At 41.6% G+C, this 21,690-nt stretch carries 18 protein-coding genes; 14 read left to right on the forward strand and 4 right to left on the reverse strand.

Going from position 1 to position 21,690, the window contains the following annotated elements; all coding sequences use genetic code 11:
- Positions 1–325: 325 nt before the first annotated feature.
- The 11 genes from O9300_RS19180 (at position 326) to smc (ending at position 12,724) form a co-directional block, all read left to right on the forward strand.
- Positions 326–1,045: a Uma2 family endonuclease gene (locus O9300_RS19180; protein ID WP_287973423.1), complete on the forward strand. Its 720-nt coding sequence runs from the start codon at positions 326–328 to the stop codon at positions 1,043–1,045.
- A 116-nt stretch (positions 1,046–1,161) separates the two neighbouring features.
- Positions 1,162–1,911: a Uma2 family endonuclease gene (locus O9300_RS19185; protein ID WP_287973426.1), complete on the forward strand. Its 750-nt coding sequence runs from the start codon at positions 1,162–1,164 to the stop codon at positions 1,909–1,911.
- A 387-nt stretch (positions 1,912–2,298) separates the two neighbouring features.
- Positions 2,299–3,540: a class I SAM-dependent methyltransferase gene (locus O9300_RS19190; RefSeq protein ID WP_287973429.1), complete on the forward strand. Its 1,242-nt coding sequence runs from the start codon at positions 2,299–2,301 to the stop codon at positions 3,538–3,540.
- Complete coding sequence (locus O9300_RS19195) at positions 3,540–4,469, forward strand: NAD-dependent epimerase/dehydratase family protein (RefSeq protein ID WP_287973430.1); 930 nt, start codon at positions 3,540–3,542, stop codon at positions 4,467–4,469. The genes O9300_RS19190 and O9300_RS19195 overlap by 1 nt, the downstream gene beginning before the upstream one ends.
- Positions 4,466–5,269: a TylF/MycF/NovP-related O-methyltransferase gene (locus O9300_RS19200; protein WP_287973432.1), complete on the forward strand. Its 804-nt coding sequence runs from the start codon at positions 4,466–4,468 to the stop codon at positions 5,267–5,269. Before O9300_RS19195 ends, O9300_RS19200 begins: the two co-directional genes overlap by 4 nt.
- The gene (locus O9300_RS19205; RefSeq protein WP_287973433.1) at positions 5,269–6,087 is read left to right on the forward strand and encodes a transketolase; all 819 of its coding nucleotides are present in this window, start codon (positions 5,269–5,271) and stop codon (positions 6,085–6,087) included. Before O9300_RS19200 ends, O9300_RS19205 begins: the two co-directional genes overlap by 1 nt.
- A complete protein-coding gene (locus tag O9300_RS19210) occupies positions 6,084–7,007 on the forward strand; it encodes a transketolase family protein (RefSeq protein ID WP_287973435.1) in 924 nt (307 codons plus the stop codon). Before O9300_RS19205 ends, O9300_RS19210 begins: the two co-directional genes overlap by 4 nt.
- Positions 7,008–7,114: 107 nt before the next feature.
- Positions 7,115–7,453 (forward strand): GtrA family protein, encoded by a 339-nt coding sequence (locus tag O9300_RS19215; protein WP_287973453.1) that lies wholly within the window; start codon positions 7,115–7,117, stop codon positions 7,451–7,453.
- Positions 7,450–8,382, forward strand: a complete 933-nt coding sequence (locus O9300_RS19220) for a glycosyltransferase family 2 protein (RefSeq protein ID WP_287973437.1) — start codon at positions 7,450–7,452, stop codon at positions 8,380–8,382. Before O9300_RS19215 ends, O9300_RS19220 begins: the two co-directional genes overlap by 4 nt.
- Positions 8,383–8,750: 368 nt before the next feature.
- The gene (locus O9300_RS19225) at positions 8,751–9,020 is read left to right on the forward strand and encodes a YciI family protein (protein WP_002762776.1); all 270 of its coding nucleotides are present in this window, start codon (positions 8,751–8,753) and stop codon (positions 9,018–9,020) included.
- Positions 9,021–9,193: 173 nt separating this feature from the next.
- Positions 9,194–12,724 (forward strand): chromosome segregation protein SMC, encoded by a 3,531-nt coding sequence (gene smc / locus O9300_RS19230; RefSeq protein WP_287973439.1) that lies wholly within the window; start codon positions 9,194–9,196, stop codon positions 12,722–12,724.
- Here smc and O9300_RS19235 read toward each other — a convergent pair.
- The gene (locus O9300_RS19235) at positions 12,714–12,965 is read right to left on the reverse strand and encodes a hypothetical protein (protein ID WP_287973441.1); all 252 of its coding nucleotides are present in this window, start codon (positions 12,963–12,965) and stop codon (positions 12,714–12,716) included. The two genes, smc and O9300_RS19235, sit on opposite strands and share 11 nt — an antisense overlap.
- 105 nt (positions 12,966–13,070) lie before the next feature.
- On the opposite strand from O9300_RS19235, the gene O9300_RS19240 reads away from it, so the two are divergent.
- The 3 genes from O9300_RS19240 (at position 13,071) to O9300_RS19250 (ending at position 18,257) form a co-directional block, all read left to right on the forward strand.
- On the forward strand, positions 13,071–14,651 hold the full coding sequence (locus tag O9300_RS19240) for a photosystem II high light acclimation radical SAM protein (protein WP_287973442.1): 1,581 nt from the start codon (positions 13,071–13,073) through the stop codon (positions 14,649–14,651).
- A gap of 42 nt (positions 14,652–14,693) precedes the next feature.
- Positions 14,694–16,229 (forward strand): WD40 repeat domain-containing protein, encoded by a 1,536-nt coding sequence (locus O9300_RS19245; RefSeq protein WP_287973443.1) that lies wholly within the window; start codon positions 14,694–14,696, stop codon positions 16,227–16,229.
- A gap of 147 nt (positions 16,230–16,376) precedes the next feature.
- Positions 16,377–18,257 (forward strand): DNA-directed RNA polymerase subunit gamma, encoded by a 1,881-nt coding sequence (locus O9300_RS19250; protein ID WP_004163413.1) that lies wholly within the window; start codon positions 16,377–16,379, stop codon positions 18,255–18,257.
- Positions 18,258–18,297: 40 nt separating this feature from the next.
- Here the strand turns inward: O9300_RS19250 and O9300_RS19255 are convergent, their stop codons facing one another.
- From O9300_RS19255 to O9300_RS19265, 3 genes are all read right to left on the reverse strand, one after another.
- Positions 18,298–18,714 (reverse strand): RidA family protein, encoded by a 417-nt coding sequence (locus tag O9300_RS19255; RefSeq protein WP_002771650.1) that lies wholly within the window; start codon positions 18,712–18,714, stop codon positions 18,298–18,300.
- A 115-nt stretch (positions 18,715–18,829) separates the two neighbouring features.
- A complete protein-coding gene (locus O9300_RS19260) occupies positions 18,830–20,596 on the reverse strand; it encodes a DNA methyltransferase (RefSeq protein ID WP_287973444.1) in 1,767 nt (588 codons plus the stop codon).
- On the reverse strand, positions 20,580–21,611 hold the full coding sequence (locus O9300_RS19265; RefSeq protein WP_287973446.1) for a restriction endonuclease: 1,032 nt from the start codon (positions 21,609–21,611) through the stop codon (positions 20,580–20,582). The genes O9300_RS19260 and O9300_RS19265 overlap by 17 nt, the downstream gene beginning before the upstream one ends.
- Between the last annotated feature and the right edge of the window lie 79 nt (positions 21,612–21,690).

The raw sequence follows: 21,690 nt of genomic DNA on the forward strand, positions 1-21,690 counted from the left end.
TGGGACTTAGGCGTTTTCGGTCAGCAAAAAAGGCTCAAACCATTAGGGTACAAAGGTTTAACCTCGATTGATGATTTTCCTTGATATATCTGGGTTTCAGCGATTTTGGGCTTCTCGAAGTAAATCCCAAGCGGGGATTGGAGTTGAGGCTTTTCTCGATTGTTTTTTTGTCTAAGTCCCATTAGTAGAGCAGGAAAAACTAAGGGCCGAACAGGAAAAGCAACGAGCCGAGCGCTTGGCGGCAAAATTAAGAGCGCAATTGGGTTGACATTGACAATAGTTTATGATAAGAAAGTGGCATCAGTTGTTCACCCCAACCTAACCAATGGCTCAAGAAACCCTGGCAATTGCAGCTAACCCACTAGGGATCAAGCTACCACCGACCCAAGATGAACTACCTTCTGATGATGGTATTCCCATGGAAACCCAGAGACACGGACTGCAAATGCAGTTATTAGTCAGACCTCTCTCCCGGTGGTTAAAAACTCAAGGACGAGAAGCGTTTGTCGGAGGCAATATGTTTGTTTACTTTAGCCCCAATCAAGTGCGTAACGAGGATTATCGCGGACCTGATGTATTTGTCGTTGTGGACGTGCCTCGAAGAGAACGGAAAAGCTGGGTCGTCTGGGAAGAAGAAAAAGCTCCTGATGTGGTGATTGAGTTGCTCTCTGAAAGTACAGCCAAAAAAGATAAAGAAGAGAAAAAGCTTATCTATCAGAATCGTTTGCGGGTGACAGAATACTTTTGGTATGATCCCTTTGACCCAGAAGATTTAGCGGGACATCGCTTAGAAGGGGGCGTTTATAAATCTTTAACCCCAGATGCTCAAGGCAGGTTCAGCAGCGAAATATTAGGGCTAGTGTTAGTGCGGTGGCAGGGAATTTATGGGGATGAACAAGAGCCGATTACTTGGCTACGTTGGGCAACAGCAGAGGGGCAATTGCTCCCCACCATAGAGGAGTTGGCCGAGCAGGAAAAGCAACGAGCCGATCGCTTGGCAGCACAATTGCGAACGCTGGGAGTTGAAGTTGATGATAGTGTATGAGATAATTGCAGGCATTGTCCACCTAGATGTCTATTTTATAATTAATTTAATGCACCTACTTAGTTGCGGGCAGTTTATGAGAGCTTATTAAATATTAGGAAGGACTGTTTACGACAATGACACCATCTGCTATTGATTTACCGACAAAATCAACGATAATCACCTGGGAGAAATTGCCGGATGATTTTGTATTACCTGACGAACCTGTGGACAATAACCTGCAACCTCTGTTAGCAGCAGCTTTACGAGAATCCCTAGAATTAGCAGGACTAATTCTGGAATCGATGCTAATTGCTTCTAATTTTGGCTTATGTGCTACCGTTAAAACTCAAACTGTTGTCAAAGCACCTGATTGGGTTTATATTCCCTCAGTAAAACCGATTCCTGGCGGAGAAATTCGGCGCAGTTATACTCCCCATCTTGAAGGAGAAATTCCTACCATCGTCCTAGAGTTTATCTCGGAAACCGAAGGGGGTGAATATTCCATCAACCCTCACTATCCCTATGGAAAATGGTATTTTTACGAGCAAATCTTACAAGTACCTGTCTATGGAATTTTTCAGCCAAAAACAGGAGAATTAGATGTTTATTGTTTAGTGGCAGGAAAGTATGAGCAGCAGTTGCCAGATGAGAATAATCGTTACTGGATAAAAGAACTTAACTTGTTTATCGGTATCTGGCAAGGAACCAAAGCTGAATTTACTACTAATTGGTTGCGCTGGTGGGATAAGTCGGGAAATTTGCTATTATGGGGGAGTGAGTTAGTAAAGCAAGAAAAGCAACGAGCCGAGCAGGAAAAGCAACGAGCCGAACGCTTGTCGGCAAAATTGCGCTCGCTGGGAGTTGACGTTGATGATAGTTTATGATGAGACGGGTGCATCTCAGTTTTGCAAAAATACTGAGTGTGTAAAGCTAACAATAGCTAAAATCCTTGTCTGTAAGGATCTACTAAAGATGCACCGGTCATCCCCTCTCAAATGGCTCTGATATACTGTGTTGCGACCGCCGTAGTTTTGTCTATGCTGATACAAAAGTAAGTCAGAAAGGTTATGATATTTTTTACGCCAAATTATCCAAATACGAGGACAAAAAACAGCTACGGGAGGATAAGGTACAATCCCAAGACCTACCCGCCAACAAATCGGATACTATCAAAGTTGTCTTACAACTGGGAAAACCTAGAGCTTATCTTGGGACAATGTGGGCATTGCTTACTCAGAATCCTTTAATTTATACCTGATCATCGCAAATTTATGAAAGCTAAAATTCACCTAAAAAATCACTGCCGAATCTGTCAATCAGAGAATTTAAAGAAAATTCTCACCTTGCCTCAAATGCCATTTACGGATGAATTTATCCTTCAAGAGGAATTAGGTAGGGAATTTAAAGCCGATATTCCTATCTATCTTTGTTTAGATTGTCATACAGTTCAAACTCAACATGATGTTGATGTAACTGACTACTATGAAGACTATCAATACTCAGTAGGAACATCAAAAACGGCCAGTAAGTTTATGGAAACTTTAGCCAAGTCCTTAATTGATAAATACTTTATCGATGACAAAATTAAAGTTTTAGAAGTTGGATCGGGAGATGGAGGACAATTAATTCCTTTTCAAGCAATGGGGGGTAAAGTTCTCGGTTATGAACCTTCCTCGTATTTGACTAAAATTGCTGAAGAGCAAGGGATCAAAACCATTCAAGGATTGTTTAACGAATCATCTATTGAAAAACTGCCTGAAGATTTTAAAAAAGTCGATATTGTGCTGTTATCCTATACCTTCGATCATCTGCCAGATCCCGTCAATTTTCTGGAGACTGTTCGGGAAATACTTAATCCTGAAAAGGGTATTTTAGTAGTAGAAGTTCACGATTTAGAGAAAATTTTTGATCGACGAGAGTATTGTTTATTTGAACATGAACACTCAATTTATTTAACTTCCTCAACCGCTCAATCGTTAATGGAAAGAATGGGCTATGTAATTATTGATTTTAATATTGTTTCTGAGTCAATCCGCCGGGCAAATTCTCTACTTTTTGTGGCTACTCCCAAAGGCTCTATTTTCGCTAATCAAGCTTTACCCAAGGTAGAACTTGATAACTTTGAGGAGCTTAATTTTTATGACACTCAAGTCCAAAAAATCTATCAAGGGATTCAGAATCTAGATGATTATTTAGAGAAAAATAGCCAAAAAGGGAAAAAAATAGCTGGCTATGGTGCTGGTGGTCGTGGTGTGATGACTCTAGCAGCTATGAATAAGGCTCATTACTTAGAGTATTTAGTGGATAAAAAACCGAAGGGGCAGGGAATTTACTGCCCCAAATCGGAAGTTCCCGTCTTTGGTATTGAAAAACTGCAAGAATCACCCGTTGACGATATAATTGTCTTTAGTTTCGGTTATCTAAAAGAGATTCAAGAGGATTTACAAAAATTTGGCTATTCATCGGAGCAACTTCACTCGATGCTTGATGTCTTAGACGGGAGGGAAATGTAATGGGACAATCTTCTCAAGAAAAAGTTATCATCCTAACTGGGGCATCAGGATTTGTTGGGGCTGCTGTACTCAAACAAATCCTCAAAGATGGCAATCTTCCCCTAGTATTGCAACGACCTTCTTCCAATCCGTTTCGACTCAAAGATTTAGAAGGGTATCCTACTTTTGTTTATCAAAGTCTAACGGATGAGCAATTAATTGAAAAAATCAAGGATTATCAGCCACAGATTCTGATTAATCTCGCTTGGCGAGGAGTGGCAGGAAAAGATCGCAATGAATTGCACCAAATCCAAGATAATCTTCCCTTAACTTTACAGAGTGTTGAATTAGCTAAATCAGTCGGGTGTTCACAATGGATTGGCATCGGCTCTCAAGCCGAATATGGGAATCCTAACCGTCAAGTGGATGAACAATTTCTTACCTATCCCACCACCCTTTATGGGAAAGCTAAATTAGCGGCCTGTTGGGCAGCCTTAGGATTATGTCAAGCCTATGATATTCAAGGTTCTTGGATTCGTCTTTTTGATCCCTATGGTCCTGGGGATGACTCCTACTGGTTAATTCCCTATTTGATCCGAGAAATCGCCTCGGGCAATAGCCCTAAATTGACAAAGTGTGAGCAATTATGGGATTATCTGTATGTTGAGGATGCCGCTAAGGCCATCTTGAGTGTAGCTTATACTCAAGCAACTGGGATATTTAACCTTGGCTCGGGCGTAGCTATACCTTTGAAAGAAGTTGTAGAAACCCTTAAGAATTTCGTTAATCCCACTATTCAACCCGAATATGGTGCAGTTCCCTATCGTCCCGATCAGGTGATGCACTTACAAGCGGATATTACTCGCATCAAAACCTTGACGGGATGGGAGCCTAAAATTACTATTGAGCAAGGATTACTAGAAACAGTTAAAGGGATATTAAAACAATGAAAGAACAACCAATTCCTTCAGAAAACAACCAAGCATTAAGCCAATTAGGGCATCATTTAGTTAAATATACTAATCAGGAAAAAGGTATTCTTGAGCGTTTATGTGAATCTTTTGAGGCATCTAAACTACCATTATCTCAACGACTACAAACATTTCCTCGTCAGGTACGTCGCCAAGACATTGCTCGATTTTTGACAAAATGGGAAATTTTCAAACTTAGCCTCCCCGCTAATGGCAGTGTTGTTGAGTGTGGGGTTTTTGGAGGGGGTGGATTACTGTCTTGGTATCATTATTCAGCCATTTCTGAACCCTATAATCATACTCGCAAAGTAATCGGATTTGATACCTTTTCAGGCTTTCCTGGTGTTCACGAGAAGGACCTTCAAACTGGAGTTTCTGAACATCTAAAAGAAGGAGCATTTCAAACCCACAATGCGATTGTAGAAGAAATTAAATCTCTAGTTACCATTCACGACAACAATCGTCCGCTAGGGCATATTCCTAAAATCGAATTAGTCGTCGGAGATGCTTGTCAAACGATTCCTCAATATGTGAGAGATAATCCTCATTTGTTGATTAGTCTTTTATACCTAGATTTTGATATTTATGAACCAACTAAAGTTGCCTTTGAATATCTCTATCCTCGGGTTGTTAAGGGGGGAATTATTGCTTTTGATGAGCTAAACTGCGCCGAATTTCCAGGTGAGACCCAAGCCCTTTTAGAAAGCCTAGACTTGCGGATGGTTAAACTCTGTCGCTTTCCTTATGACCCCTATATTTCCTACTTTGTTAAAGAATAATGATTCAAGCAAACACAATCAAACAATTAGCTCAATCAATCCGTCTTCAGGCTTTACAAATGGTTCATCGAGCTAATGCCTCTCACATTGGCAGTTGCTTAAGTATGGCTGATTTATTAGCTGTACTATATGGCAAAATTCTCCGAATTGATCCGACTAACCCAAATTGGCTAGACCGCGATCGCTTTATTCTCAGTAAAGGTCATAGTGCGGCCATTCTCTATGCGGTACTGGCTGAACGGGGATTTTTTCCCCTAGAATGGCTAGAAACCTATTGTCAAGATGGTTCTAAGTTAACCGGTCATATCAGTCATTATCTACCCGGAATAGAAGCCTCTACCGGGTCTTTAGGTCATGGTTTACCTATCGGTTGTGGTATAGCTCTAGCCGGTAAACGTGAAGATAAACCCTACCGAGTATTTGTTCTAGTTAGTGATGGCGAAATGGACGAAGGCTCAAACTGGGAATCAATCCTATTCGCGCCTCAGCATCAACTCGATAACCTAGTCGTTATCGTGGACTATAACAAAATTCAGAGTTTTGGCACAGTCCAAGAAGTGCTTGACCTTGAACCCTTAACAGCTAAATTCCAGGCATTTCGTTGGTCAGTGCGAGAAATTGACGGTCATAATTTCCAGCAGATTGAAGACGCTTTCAATAGTGTTCCTTTTGAAAAGGGAAAACCTAGCTGTATTATCGCCCATACTGTTAAGGGAAAAGGAGTCAGTTTTATGGAAAATCAACTGGCTTGGCATTACAAATCACCTAATGTAGAACAATTAGCCCAAGCGATCACCGAAATTGAGGAGAGATTATGAGAACAGCATTTATAGACACTCTTTGTGAAATGGCCGAACAGGAACCGAGAATTTGGCTTCTGTGTGCTGATTTAGGCTATTCAGTCTTGGAAAGATTTGCTGACCGCTTTCCCGATCGATATGTCAACGTGGGAGTAGCCGAACAAAATATGATGGGAATTGCGGCTGGACTAGCGATGAGTGGCAAAATTGTCTTTACTTACTCTATTGTCAATTTTCCTGTTATGCGATGTTTTGAACAGATTCGCAATGATGTCTGTTGTCACCATCTCAATGTTAACATCGTTGCTGTTGGTGGCGGACTGAGTTATGGTTCTCTGGGTTATACCCATCATGGCATAGAAGATTTAGCGGTGATGAGAGTCTTACCCAATATGACGGTTATCGCTCCGGGAGATCCTCTGGAAGCTAAGTTAGCGACTCAAGCCATTGCCAACCTTTCGAGTCCCTGTTATTTAAGATTAGGGAAAGCTGGTGAGCCTCAAGTTCACCCCAGGGAGCCTCAGTTTGAAATTGGTAAGGCAATCGAGTTACAGTCGGGGACAGATTTGACCTTAATCAGTATAGGGGGAATGCTAGATTTAACCGTTAAAGCGGCTGAAAAACTGACGATGCAGGGTTATTCTATTGAAGTTTTGAGTATGCCGACTCTCTACCCTCTAGATGAACAATCTATCTTACAATCGGCTCAAAAAACTAAGAAGATAATCACCTTGGAAGAACATGGAATTGGGGGTTTAGGAAGTGCAGTTGCAGAAGTTCTGGCACAGTCCGGCGAATCGGTGAAATTTAAGCCTTTAAGGTTAAAAAGAGAAGCCGTGAAAACCGCCGGTAGTCAAACAGTTTTACGTTCCCAACAAGGACTTGATTTGGATGGCATTGTGCAATCGGCTCTGGCCATGCTACAAAGAGTGTATTAGCCATTTTAGAGGTGAGGCGAAAAGAATGCTGATGTAATCACTAATTGTCAAAATAAACTTGAAAAATGTATCTGTTCAAAAAAAGCAAATCTGTTAGATTTTTGTTAGTGGGGGTAGTTAATACCTTATTTGGTTATGGGGTGTTTGCCTTGCTGTTTCGTCTAGGATTAGATGAGCGATATTCCTTACTTATCGCTACTATTTGCGGGGTATTATTCAACTTTAAAACTATCGGAGCTATCGTTTTTAAAGACCAAAATAATCGACTACTAGCTCGCTTTATTGGTGTTTATTTAGTGATTTATTTATTAAACGCTGAATCCTTACGAATTGTTAAGATGCTAGGAATTAATATGTTAGTGGCACAAGCTATCTTAGTATTGCCTCTAGCAATTGTTTCCTATTTTTTAAATAAAACCTTTGTTTTTAGAGGAAATAGACAATGAAAAAAATTAGTGTAGTTAGTCCTTGCTATAATGAGGAAGGAAATGTTGAAGAATTATATCTTGAGACCCGCGCCGTCTTTGAGTCCTTGCCCGAATATGAATATGAACACATTTTTGTTGATAATGACTCAACAGATCAAACAGTGAAGGTGCTAAAAAACATTGCCCTTAAAGATCCTCGTGTAAAAATTATCGTCAATGCTCGAAACTTTGGAGCTATACGCTCCACCTATTATGGACTTTTACAAGCTTATGGGGATGCGGTTGTTTTACAATTTTCTGATTTGCAAGATCCGCCGGCTCTCATCTCTGATTTTATTCGGGAATGGGAAAAAGGTTATAAAGTGGTAAAAGGAATTAAGTCTTCCAGCGAAGAAAGTTCCTTGTTTTATCTGATTAGAACCTTATATTACTTTTTTATTGGTAAGGTGGCAGAAGTTAAACTAACGGGGCATTTTACAGGGTTTGGATTGTATGATCAGGAAGTGATTGAAATTTTAAGAAAACTGGATGATCCTTATCCCTATCTGCGGGGAATCATTTCTGAATTAGGGATAAAAAGTGCGGAAGTTTCCTACCGACAAAAGCAACGCACAAGGGGGATTAGTAGTAATAATATTTATCGGTTGTATGATTATGCAATGTTAGGCATTACCAGCCATTCCAAAGTTCCCCTAAGATTAGCGACTATCTTAGGTTTTTTTATGTCGCTAGTGACTTTTATGGTGGGAATGGGGTATTTGATCGCTAAACTTATTTTTTGGCAATCGTTTCCTTTGGGAACTGCACCCCTTACTGTCGGACTGTTTTTTATATCTTCTGTGCAACTATTTTTTATCGGCATTATTGGGGAATACATTGGCTTAATGCACATGAGAATTTTAAAAAGGCCTTTAGTTGTCGAACGAGAACGGATTAACTTTGAGTGAAGACTGTATTTGTTATACTAACTTAATTTTCCAGAACAATATAAATATAGTATGGTAATGGTTAGGCGTTGGGTTTCATGCTTCAACCCAACCTATGTTCATCTTATATTTAATTCCACCTACCTACTTAAATACAATAGAAAACCTATCTGGATTAGCTAATCTATATATAGCGTTTTTCAGTCTAATGAGGTATAGTAAATCCATCGATAGATAGGCGTTTCAGCGTTTCAATCGGGACTCACTTCTGTGAAAACCGCTATAGTAAAATGTAGATTCTGTGTACCCCCCCACTTTTCTATACCGATTTAGCTTGATTGACGATTCGATCGTAAAATAGCAACAGATCAAGAGAGTACAGGTCAAATATGCCGAAATTTGTTATCTGGGGTAGTTATTGTGAAAACGTGCTGGAAAAACGCGCTCCCTATCGTCAAGCGCATCTAGAGGGATTAAATCAACAGAAAGAACGGGGAATTCTCATTACTATCGGACCAACGGCAGATTTAAGCCAAGTTTTCGGAATTTATCAGGCAGCCAGCGAGTCGGAAGTGCGAGAATTAATCGAAGCGGACCCCTACTGGCAAAATGGTATCTGGACAGAGTACCAAGTCAAAGAATGGATTCAAGCTATCTAAGGGGGCTATCAGCTATATTTTTCTATAAGGGTGTTGTCATAAAATTCTCAAACTACGCAACTAATCAAACTCATCTCCGGTCAAGTCTGAGGATATTTTCAAGGATAAACCGGAGTTATCCCTTATAGATTAAAGCTGACAGCTGACAGCTTGCCTACTTTTTGCTTATCGCCATGGTTTACATCAAAAAGGTCGAACTCTCACACTTCAAATCCTTCGGGGGAACGACTCCCATCCCCTTTTTACCGGGGTTTACGGTGGTTTCTGGTCCAAATGGTTCGGGAAAGTCGAATATTCTCGACGCATTGCTATTTTGCTTGGGATTAGCTACTTCCAAGGGAATGCGGGCCGAAAGATTACCGGATTTAGTCAATCACAGCTATAACAGTCAACGTCATAGCACCGAAGCGAGTGTTTCGGTGACTTTTGATGTTGCCGATATTCCCGACGCCACCGATAGGGATTGGACGGTTTCTAGGCGCTTAAAAGTGGCTAAGGGTGGCAGCTATACTTCTACCTACTATATCAATGGGGAAACCTGTACGGTTAGCGAACTTCACGACCAATTAAACCGTTTACGCATCTATCCCGAAGGGTATAACGTGGTGTTACAGGGGGACGTAACCCGAATTATCAGCATGAATGCCAAGGAAAGACGGGAAATTATCGACGAATTGGCAGGAGTAGCCGAATTTGACCGCAAAATTGAGAAAACTAAGGAGAATATCGATTCGGTTAAAGAAAGAGAAGAACGCTGCCAAATTATTGCCACAGAATTGCAAAAATCTCTGGAGAAATTAGCACTCGATCGCATTAAAGCCGAAAAATACCAAAAACTCAAGGCCCAAGTCCAAGAAAAGCAACAATGGGAAATTGTCCTCCATTGGCAAAATCTCCAGCAGCGCTGCCAGCAAGTAAAAGAACAAATTCAAGCTGGGGAAAAGGAAAAACAGGTTTTAACCGAGACTATCGCCAATTTATCCGAACAAATCGCCCAAAATAGTCAAGAATTAGAGAAACTCAATCAACAGGTCAAAGCTTTTGGGGAAGATGAACACCTGTCCCTAACTTCCCGATTAGCAAGTCAACAGGCCAAACGACAACAACAGCAACAACGGCAAAAAGAGTTAGAAAACCTTGAAAAAGAATCTCAGGCACAGAAAAACAGACTTTCAGAGGAAATTAATCGTTATAATCGCGAATTAAACCAGATTAATGCTGAAAAAAGCCGTTTAGAAACTGAAATTTTACCCAATCTCCTACGGACAACCCAAACCGCAAGGGAAACCCTAGAAACCCATCGTCTGCAAGCAAGTAGTCTCGCGGAAGCGTCAGAAGCTTGGGTAAAAGAACAAAGTGACCTTTCCCGCAATATTACCCGTCTTCAGGAACAATTAAACCCCTACCGTAGCCAACGGGCCCAATTGACCGAAAGATGCGATCGATTGCAAACTAATATAGTAGAAGCTGGTCAACGTCTGCAAGAATTAGAGCAAGTTATTAGCACAAAAACGGAAGAAAGTCAAGAAATATTACAAAAAATTAATCAATCGGATCCCGATATCCAAAATTTAGCCCAAAAACTCACCATTGCCGAACAAAATCGCGTTATCAGTCAGGACACCCAAAAACGTCTGCTAAAAGAACAACGGGACAAACAGAGGGAATTAGATAAACTGGAAGCGACCAAGCAAGCACAACAGGAGGCCCAGGGAACCTATGCCACTCAAATATTATTACAGTCAGATTTGCCCGGAATCTGCGGATTAGTGGCACAATTAGGCGAAGTAGAGGAAAGTTATCAAATTGCTCTTGAAATCGCCGCCGGAGGTCGTTTAGGTCATGTAGTCGTCCAAGATGATAGCGTTGCGGCTGCCGGAATTGCCTTGCTAAAACAGCGTCGCATCGGTCGCGCCACTTTTTTACCCCTGAATAAAATTCGTCCTCCCCGTCCCCAGGATATTTCCTCTCTGCGTCACGCGCGGGGTTATCTGGATTTAGCGGTGAATTTAGTTAAGTTTCAACCCCAGTATCGGGAGGTTTTTAACTATATTTTTGGCAGTACCGTGGTTTTCGAGGATATAGATTCTGCCCGTTATTATATCAATCAATATCGCATCGTTACTTTGGATGGCGAGTTATTAGAGATGACTGGCGCTATGACCGGAGGCAGCCAACCGACGCGATCGGGGCTGCGTTTTGGTAAAATTTCTCCGAAGGAGTCTAGTGAAGCGGAATCTCTACGGGAAAGATTAGCAGAAATCGATCGCATTCTTACCCGCAACGAAGAAAAAATTACCCAAGTTAATCATCTTATCAGTCAGTTAACCCAACAGTTAACCGAAACCCGTCAGAGTCATCGGGAAAATCAATTATCTCTACAACAATTAAGCAAGGATTTACAACGTTTAACCACAGAAAAAGAGGATTTAACCCGTCAATTATCGGGCCAGCAAGAGGAAATTACTATTTCTCGTCAACGGTTAGAAATATTAACCAGAGAAATTCCTGAGTTAGAGTTATCTTTACAGCAAGAACAGGAGAAATTAACTGCTTTAGAGGCCAATCATACCCATAGCGAATGGCAACAGGTACAGGGAATAATTCGCAGTCAAGAATTAGAGTTACAAACCCAAGAAAATCACCTCGCTACAGTCCGCGAACAGTTAAAAGATTTACATAATCAACAAATCAGACTAGAGGAAAAAAGTCAAGAGTCTGGGGATAGAATTATTGAGATTGACAAGATAATTACCGATGCAGTTAATCAGACAAATACTGGTAATCTGGAGATAGAAAAACTTGATCACCATATTTTAGAAATCAATCAAGCTTTACAGCAATTATCCCGACAACTAGGGGAAACCAAGCAAAAAAGAGACCAATTAGAGACAGTTTTGCGACAACAACAAAACCAACAACAACAGGCTATCTGGCAATCGGAAAAGTTAGTCAACAATCAAGAGGAAAGACAAGCATTACTAACCACTTTACAGACAGAAATTAGTCAACTAGAAAGCGACTTACCCAATCCCTTGCCCGAAATTCCTGAAAGCGATCGAGATTTCGAGAAAATTCAAAGCGATATTCGGCAGTTACAACGGAAATTAGAAGCTTTAGAACCTGTGAATATGTTAGCTTTAGAAGAATACCAAAAAACTAAAGAGAGATTAGATGAACTATCAGAAAAACTGCAAACTCTAGAAGGAGAAAGAACCGAACTACTTTTACGGATAGAAAACTTTACCACCCTCAGATTTAATGCTTTTCAGGAAGCATTTACTGCCGTTAACGAAAACTTTAAGAATATATTTGCCACCCTCTCCGATGGCGATGGTTACTTACAATTAGAAGACGAAAATGACCCCTTTAATGGTGGCTTAAATCTGGTGGCACATCCCAAAGGAAAACCCGTACAGCGATTAAGTTCCATGTCTGGAGGTGAAAAATCTTTAACCGCTTTAAGCTTTATTTTTTCCCTACAAAGATATCGTCCTTCTCCCTTTTATGCGTTTGATGAAGTGGATATGTTTTTAGATGGGGCTAATGTGGAGAAATTGGCCAAAATGATTCAAAAACAAGCACAACAAGCGCAATTTATTGTCGTTAGTTTGCGTCGGCCGATGATTGAAGCTTCCGAAAGAACCATCGGTGTCACCCAAGCGCGGGGAACCCATACACAGGTACTAGGAATTAAAGTTTAACCTTAGACGCAAGTGGGAAGTGGGAAGTGGGGTGTGGGAAGTGGGGTGTGGGGTGTGGGGTGTAGGGTGTAGGGTGTAGGGTGTAGGGTGTGGGGTGTAGGGTGTGGGGTGTAGGGTGTAGGGTGTGGGGTGTGGGGTGTGGGGTGTAGGGTGTGGGGTGTAGGGTGTGGGGTGTGGGGTGTGGGGTGTGGGGAAGTGGGAAGCTTTTCAGTAAACAGTAAACAGTGAACTGAAAACTCACATCTGATAACTGATAACTGATAACTGATAACTGCCAGACAAGCCGGACAAAGTTAAGTTATATTAAGATTACTCAGAATGCGTCCTCGTCCCATTCAGAAATCTCATGACTCAACCGCAAGCGCAACGCATCCTCTACGTTAGACTCCCCTGTAACCCCATTTTCCCCATCGGTGTCGTTTATCTTTCCGACCACGTTCATAAACTATTCCCCGACATCGAACAAAGGATTTTTGACCTTGGTACCGTCCCCCCCTTAGACTTTAACCAGGCACTCGATCGCTGTGTTGACGAATTTCGGCCCACCCTGCTAGTATTCTCCTGGCGGGATATTCAAATATATGCTCCCGTCGGTGGTCGCGGTGGCAATCCCCTGCAAAACGCCTTTGAATTTTACTACGCTAAAAACCCCCTAATCAAGCTGCGAGGTGCTTTAGGAGGTTTAAAGGTGACAACCGCCTACTACGGCGAATTATGGCGCAATCAGGGACTAATTCGCCGAGGGCTGCAGCGGGCCAAAAAATACCATCCCGAAGCGCGAGTTATCGTCGGGGGTGGTGCCGTCAGTGTTTTCTACGAACAACTAAAAACCAAACTGCCCACAGGAACAATTGTATCAGTGGGAGAAGGGGAAACCCTGCTAGAAAAATTCCTCTCTGGCCGGGACTTTAGCGATGAACGTTGTTATGTCGTCGGAGAAACCACACCCCGGCCGCGTTTAATCCACGAATCCCCCACCCCCTTAGAAAAATCCGCTTGTAACTACGACTATATCGCCGGTATTTGGCCGGAATTTTCCTACTATTTCCAAGAAAACGACTTTTATATCGGGGTACAAACCAAGCGCGGCTGTCCCCATAACTGCTGCTACTGCATCTATACCGTCGTCGAAGGGAAACAAGTACGCATTAATCCCGCCGATGAAGTAGTTAAGGAAATGCGCCAATTATACGACCGCGGCATTCGCAATTTCTGGTTTACCGATGCCCAATTTATCCCCGCCAGAAAATTTATCGACGATGTAGAAGAACTATTAGAAAAAATCCTCGATGCTGGGATGAAAGATATACGTTGGGCTGCCTATATTCGTGCCGATAATCTCACCCCGAAACTGTGCGATTTAATGGTAAAAACAGGCATGAACTACTTTGAAATTGGTATCACCAGTGGTTCTCAGGAATTAGTCCGCAAAATGCGGATGGGCTACAATTTGCGGACAGTTCTGCAAAATTGTCGGGACTTAAAAGCGGCCGGTTTTAATGATCTGGTTTCGGTAAATTATTCCTTTAATGTTATTGATGAAACCCTGGAAACTATTCGTCAAACCATCGCCTATCATCGGGAATTAGAAAACATTTTTGGAGTCGATAAAGTGGAACCAGCCATCTTTTTTATCGGACTACAACCCCACACCCATCTAGAAGAATACGCCCTCAAAAAAGAAATTCTTAAACCCGACTATGATCCCATGAGTTTAATGCCCTGGACAGCCAAAAAACTGCTCTGGAATCCTGAACCTTTGGGGTCATTTTTTGGCGAAGTTTGTCTGCAAGCATGGCGACAAAATCCCGATGATTTTGGACGGGAAGTGCTGAAAATTTTGGAAGCAAGACTAGGGAAAGCCGATTTAGAATCCGCTTTAACCGCACCGATAGAAACTAAGGAAAAAGTCTTAACTCCTGCTTAAAAATTAATTTTAGTCAATCCCAAGGCAGCAATTAGCGTTACCATGAGTCTGAAATCAGGAGATGATCAAAATTCCTTTACTGGTAACTGCAAAATGACCGACCATCGCCCCCATTGGCTAGAATTAGCGGAATATATCGCCCTAGGATTAACCCTGCTTACCCTTATCGCCATGGGTGCGGAGTTTTTGCCTTTGTTCCTCCTAGTAGTGACTTTCGGGTTGAATATTCTCAATCGTCTCCGAGAAAGAACCCTGCAACGTCAACGCTTAACTGAAATGACCGGTCATTTACAGGATCAGTGGGAAGAAGAAAAAGAAGCTTTATCAGCACAAATACAGTCCCTGAGTCCCGCAGTGGCCAGCGATAACGCCCGTGCGGTCGCAACGCGCTCGCTACGCGAGATCGCAGAATTAGAGGAGAATATTCTCGCCCTCGAACAGTCCTACAATCAAATTATTCAATACATCAACCGTAACGCGCTGCTCGAACGCATCGAACATCTGGAAAAATCCTACGGTCGCTTACACAGAGAGATTTTGCCGATTAACGAAGAATCGGCGGATATTAGCGCAACAAAAGCGGAAAATGAGCCACAAGTCACCCTACCCGCCCTTAATTTAACTCCTACTTCCCCCCCCGTCGATATACCCCATTGGCACTATTATCGCCGTCTGACCGCCCATCGGGAAATGATCACGGCGATCGCAATTACCGAGGATCAACGGTTTTTAATTAGCGTTAGTTGGGATCGTACCCTAAAAATCTGGGATTTTGCGAGAGGAACCCTGATTAATACGGTTGAAGCTCATGATCAGGGCATTTTAGCCCTAGCAGTCACCGGAAACGGCGATTATCATCTAGCGACGGGAGGATTCGATCAAACCGTTAAATTATGGACTTTAGCCAGCGATGCCAGTAATCTGGAATTAGATCAAATTTTCCTCGGTCATCTCGGTTCGATTCACGGCCTAGATTTTGCCCCCCGTTGGCATTTTTTGGTTAGTGGTAGTTACGATCAAACCCTAAAACAGTGGAATTTAGAGCAGGAAACCGAAGAATTTAGTTCCTATGACAGTCTGGGGGCAATTTATGCCCTAGCAGTGGCTCCTAATCAAGATTTTATCGCCGCAGCTGGAGGTGATGGCACTGTCACCCTCTGGCAATTAGGATCGGGAGAAAAAATCGCCGTCTTATCAGGTAACGTTTCTTCGGTGCAGAGTCTTGCGATCGCTGCCGATGGTCAGATTATTGCCGCCGGTTGTGTGGATGGTACGGTGAAAATCTGGCAATACGATCGAGAGAAAAGCGGTCATTTTGCGCCAATTCGGGTGATCAATGCCCATAATGGTCAGGTGACAAGCTTGGTATTCGGAGAGGAGGGTCAATGGTTATTTACCGGGGGAACCGACGGAGAGATTAAAATCTGGTTAGCCAATTATCAACAGGCGATCGCAACTCTCAGCGCCACCAATGGGCGATCGTCGCCAATTTCCAGTTTAGTTCTCAGCCCCGATTATTGCCACCTAGCGGCGGCGGCGGCCGACGGCAGCATCACCATCTGGGAAAATATCACTTAATGGTCGATCGAACTAGAAAAATTGTATAATGTAATGTCCCGGACTCGGTCGGGCCAGTTTGACCCGAAGAAAAAGTGACTGAGTTAACTGTCGTTTCTGCCCAATAGTTGTCAACCCAGAATCATTACCCATAGTAAAAAATTCAGAATGAAGACTCCAACAGATCAAAGATTTGATTACGTCAAAATCGGTTTAGCGTCCCCCGAGAGAATTCGGCAATGGGGAGAAAGAACCCTACCTAACGGTCAAGTCGTCGGAGAAGTAACCAAACCAGAAACGATCAACTATCGGACTCTTAAACCGGAAATGGATGGGTTATTCTGCGAGAAAATTTTTGGACCCTCCAAGGACTGGGAATGTTGGTGCGGTAAATACAAGCGCGTCCGTCACCGGGGGATTGTCTGTGAACGTTGCGGGGTAGAAGTCACCGAGTCGCGGGTACGTCGTCATCGCATGGGTTTTATCAAATTAGCCGCCCCCGTCACCCACGTTTGGTATCTTAAAGGTATTCCCAGTTATCTCAGTATCCTGCTCGATATGCCCCTGCGGGACGTGGAGCAAATCGTCTATTTTAATGCCTATGTGGTTCTCGATCCGGGTAACGCGGGCAATCTTAGTTATAAACAACTCCTCAGCGAAGATCAATGGTTAGAGATCGAAGAAGAAATCTACGCGGAGGATTCGGAATTAGTCGGCATTGAAGTGGGTATTGGGGCCGAGGCTATCCAAAGACTCTTACAGGAAATTAACCTGGAAGAAGAAGCGGAAAGACTGCGGACGGAAATTGTCGAAAGTAAAGGGCAAAAACGGGCAAAATTAATTAAACGTCTCCGGGTAATCGATAACTTTATCGCCACGGGTTCTCAGGCAGAATGGATGGTTTTAAGCGTAATTCCCGTGATTCCCCCCGATTTACGCCCGATGGTGCAGTTGGACGGCGGCCGTTTTGCCACCTCTGACCTGAACGATCTCTACCGTCGGGTGATTAACCGCAATAACCGTTTATCCCGTCTGCAAGAAATTCTCGCCCCCGAAATTATCGTCCGTAACGAAAAACGGATGTTACAGGAGGCCGTCGATGCTTTAATTGATAACGGTCGTCGCGGTCGCACGGTGGTGGGGGCCAATAATCGCGCCCTGAAGTCTTTATCAGATATTATCGAGGGTAAACAGGGGCGTTTCCGTCAAAATCTCCTCGGTAAACGGGTGGACTATTCGGGACGTTCGGTTATCGTTGTCGGTCCGAAATTGAAGATCTATCAATGCGGTTTACCCCGGGAAATGGCGATCGAATTGTTCCAACCCTTCGTTATCCATCGTTTAATTAAATTAGGCATCGTCAATAATATCAAGGCAGCCAAGAAAATGATCCAACGGGGGGATGCCAATGTTTGGCACGTCTTGGATGAAGTAATCACGGGACACCCGGTGATGTTAAACCGCGCTCCTACCCTGCACCGTTTGGGCATTCAAGCGTTTGAACCGATACTGGTGGAGGGCCGGGCGATTCAGTTACATCCCCTCGTCTGTCCCGCTTTTAACGCTGACTTTGACGGGGACCAAATGGCCGTACATATTCCCCTCTCCCTGGAGGCACAATCGGAAGCGCGCTTATTGATGTTGGCCTGTCATAATATTCTCTCACCGGCGACCGGTCGCCCGATTGTTGCCCCTTCTCAGGATATGGTTTTGGGTTGTTATTATCTCACGGCCGAAAATCCCAAGGCCCAAAAGGGTGGGGGTCGTTATTTCGCCAGCATGGATGACGCTATTCGCGCTTTTGATCAGGGATTGGTGGATCTACACGCTTCCGTGTGGTTGCGTTTACCGGTCGGAGAAAAGGTGAAAACCAATAAACCCGATGAGGAAGTCCTGGAAACGGAAACTCTCCCCGATGGCAGCATCTGGAAATATTATCGGGAGCGCAAAACCCGGGAGAAGGATGGTGAGATAATTTCTCAGTATGTGCGTACTACAGTAGGGCGAATTATCTACAATAAGACGATTCTAGAAGCTTTGGTGGTCTAGAGAGAGATTAGGTCAGGGTGGGCATTGCCCACCTTAATTTTTAGGCTAAAGCGGCAATACATTCTATTTCCACTAGCACATCTTTGGGAAGACGGGCCACCTCCACACAGGCCCGGGCCGGGGCAGTTTCCGGGGGGAAATAACGGGCATAAACTTGATTCATCGCCCCGAAATTGGCTAAATCCGAGAGAAAGACGGTAGTTTTCACCACATTTGACCAATTAGCCCCGGCAGCGGTTAAAATGCCCTCTAGATTGGCCATAACTTGTTCGGTTTGGGCGCTAATTTCCCCGGAGACGATTTCACCCGTGACGGGATCTAGGGGAATTTGTCCCGCAACAAAGAGAAAAGGACCAGTAGCGGCGATCGCTTGATTATAGGGACCCACAGGGGCCGGAGCTTTATCAGTACGGATGACCTGATTATTCATGGGCAGGATAGTTAAAAAAGATGACATTGAATCAATTGAATATTTTCCCAGTTTTTCGATCGCTTGCCGTTAATTTTCGCCGGTTAGGGGGTTTAATTTTGACTAAGCGATCCTGTGAGAAATAAGTCAACATTATTAAGAATCACTCAAATGGTAGCTCAAGCTGCTTAAAGTTTGGGTAGTTATCTATGTCCTTGTTTTCTTGCATACCCTTATCACCGACAGCACTACAAACTTCTCCCCAATCAGCAAAATATTCGTCAAAGTATCTGAAAGGATATTGGCTGTACTTTTCTATATCTTCTCTGGTTGGTTTTCGTCCTATTTTTAGTGCTATATCTCTCACTTCTAGCTGTAAAGTTTTTTTAGAAACATCATATTTTTGTTTTTTAATACGATTAACTCTACTATTTTTAGCCTTAGGAATAATATCTCTTTTAGCAAATGGATCAACACCATTTTCTAACTCTGTATGTCTTTGTTCAGCTAAAGAATGATACTGCTCAGAAATTTCAATGCCAATGTATCGTCTGTTCATGATAGAGGCAACAAGAGTAGTTGTACCAGAGCCATTAAAGGGGTCTAATACCAAATCATTTTCCTCGGTAAATATAGTGAGAATACGTTTCATTAGTGTTGGAGGTAGTTGACATGGGTGATCTACACGTTTTGAATTATGCTTTAGTCTATGAATGTCCCACCATATATTAGTTAACGGTTCTCTATCTACTGTTTTATCTTTATTTCTTTTTTTGATACATTGCTCTCTAATACAATACCATTCTTTTAAAGAAAAATTATAATCATAAATACTTTCATTACTAATTTTTTTAATTTCTGATCTACCTTTGCCTAGGCACAAAATACCATAATGTGCAGGCATTATTTGTCTTACAGGAAGACTAAGACTTTCCCAAACTATCCAATTTTGAAATTCTAAAACTCCTTGGCTAAATTCATAGTATTTAGCCAAGTATATAGGAATATTGAGGAGTGCTAGAGTTTTTCCATTCTTTAATACTCTAGCCAGTTCATTGACCCATTCAATACACCACTTTATGTATTGATTATTATCCTGACAATCATTCCATATATCATATTTTTTTTGGATATTGTAAGGAGGATCGGCAAAAACAAAATCTATTGAATTATTGGGTAATAATCGTAGATAATTTAAGCAATCATCATTAATTAGTAGATTGCTTTTAATCAAATTACTTGGTTGTTTGTATATGACATTATTAGTTGTATTTTCTAGAGGTTTTATTTTTTGATTATTGTCGATGGTGGCAAAATACTTTTGTAGACCTATATAGTACACAAATTGATATGGTTCTAACCCAAAAAGATCCTTTATTCTTTCAAGAATATCTTGAGGTATTTTTTGATGAGAATAACTTATGTCCCTCCACACATCTGACATTAATGTTCCCAATGGACTATATAAATGTTTTTTACCTCCATAATCTTTTGTCGTTTTATTACAGGAGGGACAATAAGAATACTCAATTAAAGTTTTATTATGCTTTAAAGGTGAACGGTATTTAGTAAACATCGTCAAAGATACATGGTTGTCTAACATATAGCTCTCATCCATTAATGCTTGACTTCTTTTGATAGCAACCCATAGCTTGAAATATGTAGATTTTTCTAAAAACGATATGACTTGACAGGCAATTTCTGCATTGGACAATATACACAATACACTTTTATCATCTAATTCATTTGCAAAACTAATTAAGTAATCTTTAAGATTAGATATTTCTTTGATTTTACATTGTTTAATAGTCGGAAGATGAAGAAAATAGACATTAGAGTTTTTGCCTATATTTTGATAATTATCTTCTAACGCAGAGGGCTGTATTTCAATAATTTTTAGTGGTAGACAATTTTCACTTTTGTGGCTCATTTTTAATTGAATCCTCCATAGTTTTAGCTAAACGCTTAAGATCATTTTCACTAAAGTTAACAACACAGTCACTAAAATCAATTAAGTCTTGTATAAAAGAACTTCTGTCAAAATTTCCCGCTCCATCAACTACATAAGCAACCTTATGGTGCTGTCTGTTTAAAATTTCTCGTCTATCTCTAGCCAATTTTCCTTTCCTTTCTACAACACTGTTAGTAGTAAATTGAAATGATACTTCAATACCCCAGTAAGGTGGTCGATCATGAGGTGGTATTCCCACTATATCAAATTTGGTTAGTGTTCTACCCTCATTTTGACTTATTCCTGGTATAGATTTTCTAGAAAAATCCCACTCAGGTAAATATACTTTCAATTTTTCTCTAATGTATTCTTGAGCAAGCTGACCCATTTTATTCGATCTTGCTCCCCCAGTAATTTTACTAACCCAGATGTAACGATGCTTAATATATTCTTCCAGAAGTCTAATGTTACCTATCATAGCACCAATAATACATTTTTCTTCTATTTCATCAGGAACATTTATAGAGGTTGCCAAACCACCGAACATTATTAGCATAATAACATCTCGGATTTCTTGGCTAAGAGAACAAGGTTTTAATATCCCCTCCCCGTCTAATCCCAAATTTTTATTATTCCATGTAGCTCTATTTTTCAAAGAAACAAACTGGTATTGATAAATTTTGTCTCGAAATATAAACTCAAAATCTTTAGAATAAAAATCCCTAGAAAGTTCTGAAGAGAATCGTTTTAAATTTTCTCCACCAATATCAGATAGAACACAGAGATGTTTTAAAAATAGATTAGGATAAAGTTCATCACATAAATCTAAGGCTGTTATCCATGAGAATGGGTCTTTAGATGCTATTCTTAATATACTGATAAAACTTTCTTGAGTTCGTATTAGTAAGGGAATTATACTAGATAGTTTTTCTTTTTCTGCTAATTCAACTGGCCAATATATCAAGGCAGTTTTCTTAAGATCGCTAACATTCATATTTTTCTTGATCTTGAATTTCTATAAGTTTAAGTTTGTAGAAGCAACTAAGGGTACTTTATTAAACAATAAAGCACCC

This window comes from Microcystis sp. LE19-195.1E (assembly GCF_027532095.1).
Classification (GTDB): Bacteria; Cyanobacteriota; Cyanobacteriia; order Cyanobacteriales; family Microcystaceae; genus Microcystis; species Microcystis aeruginosa.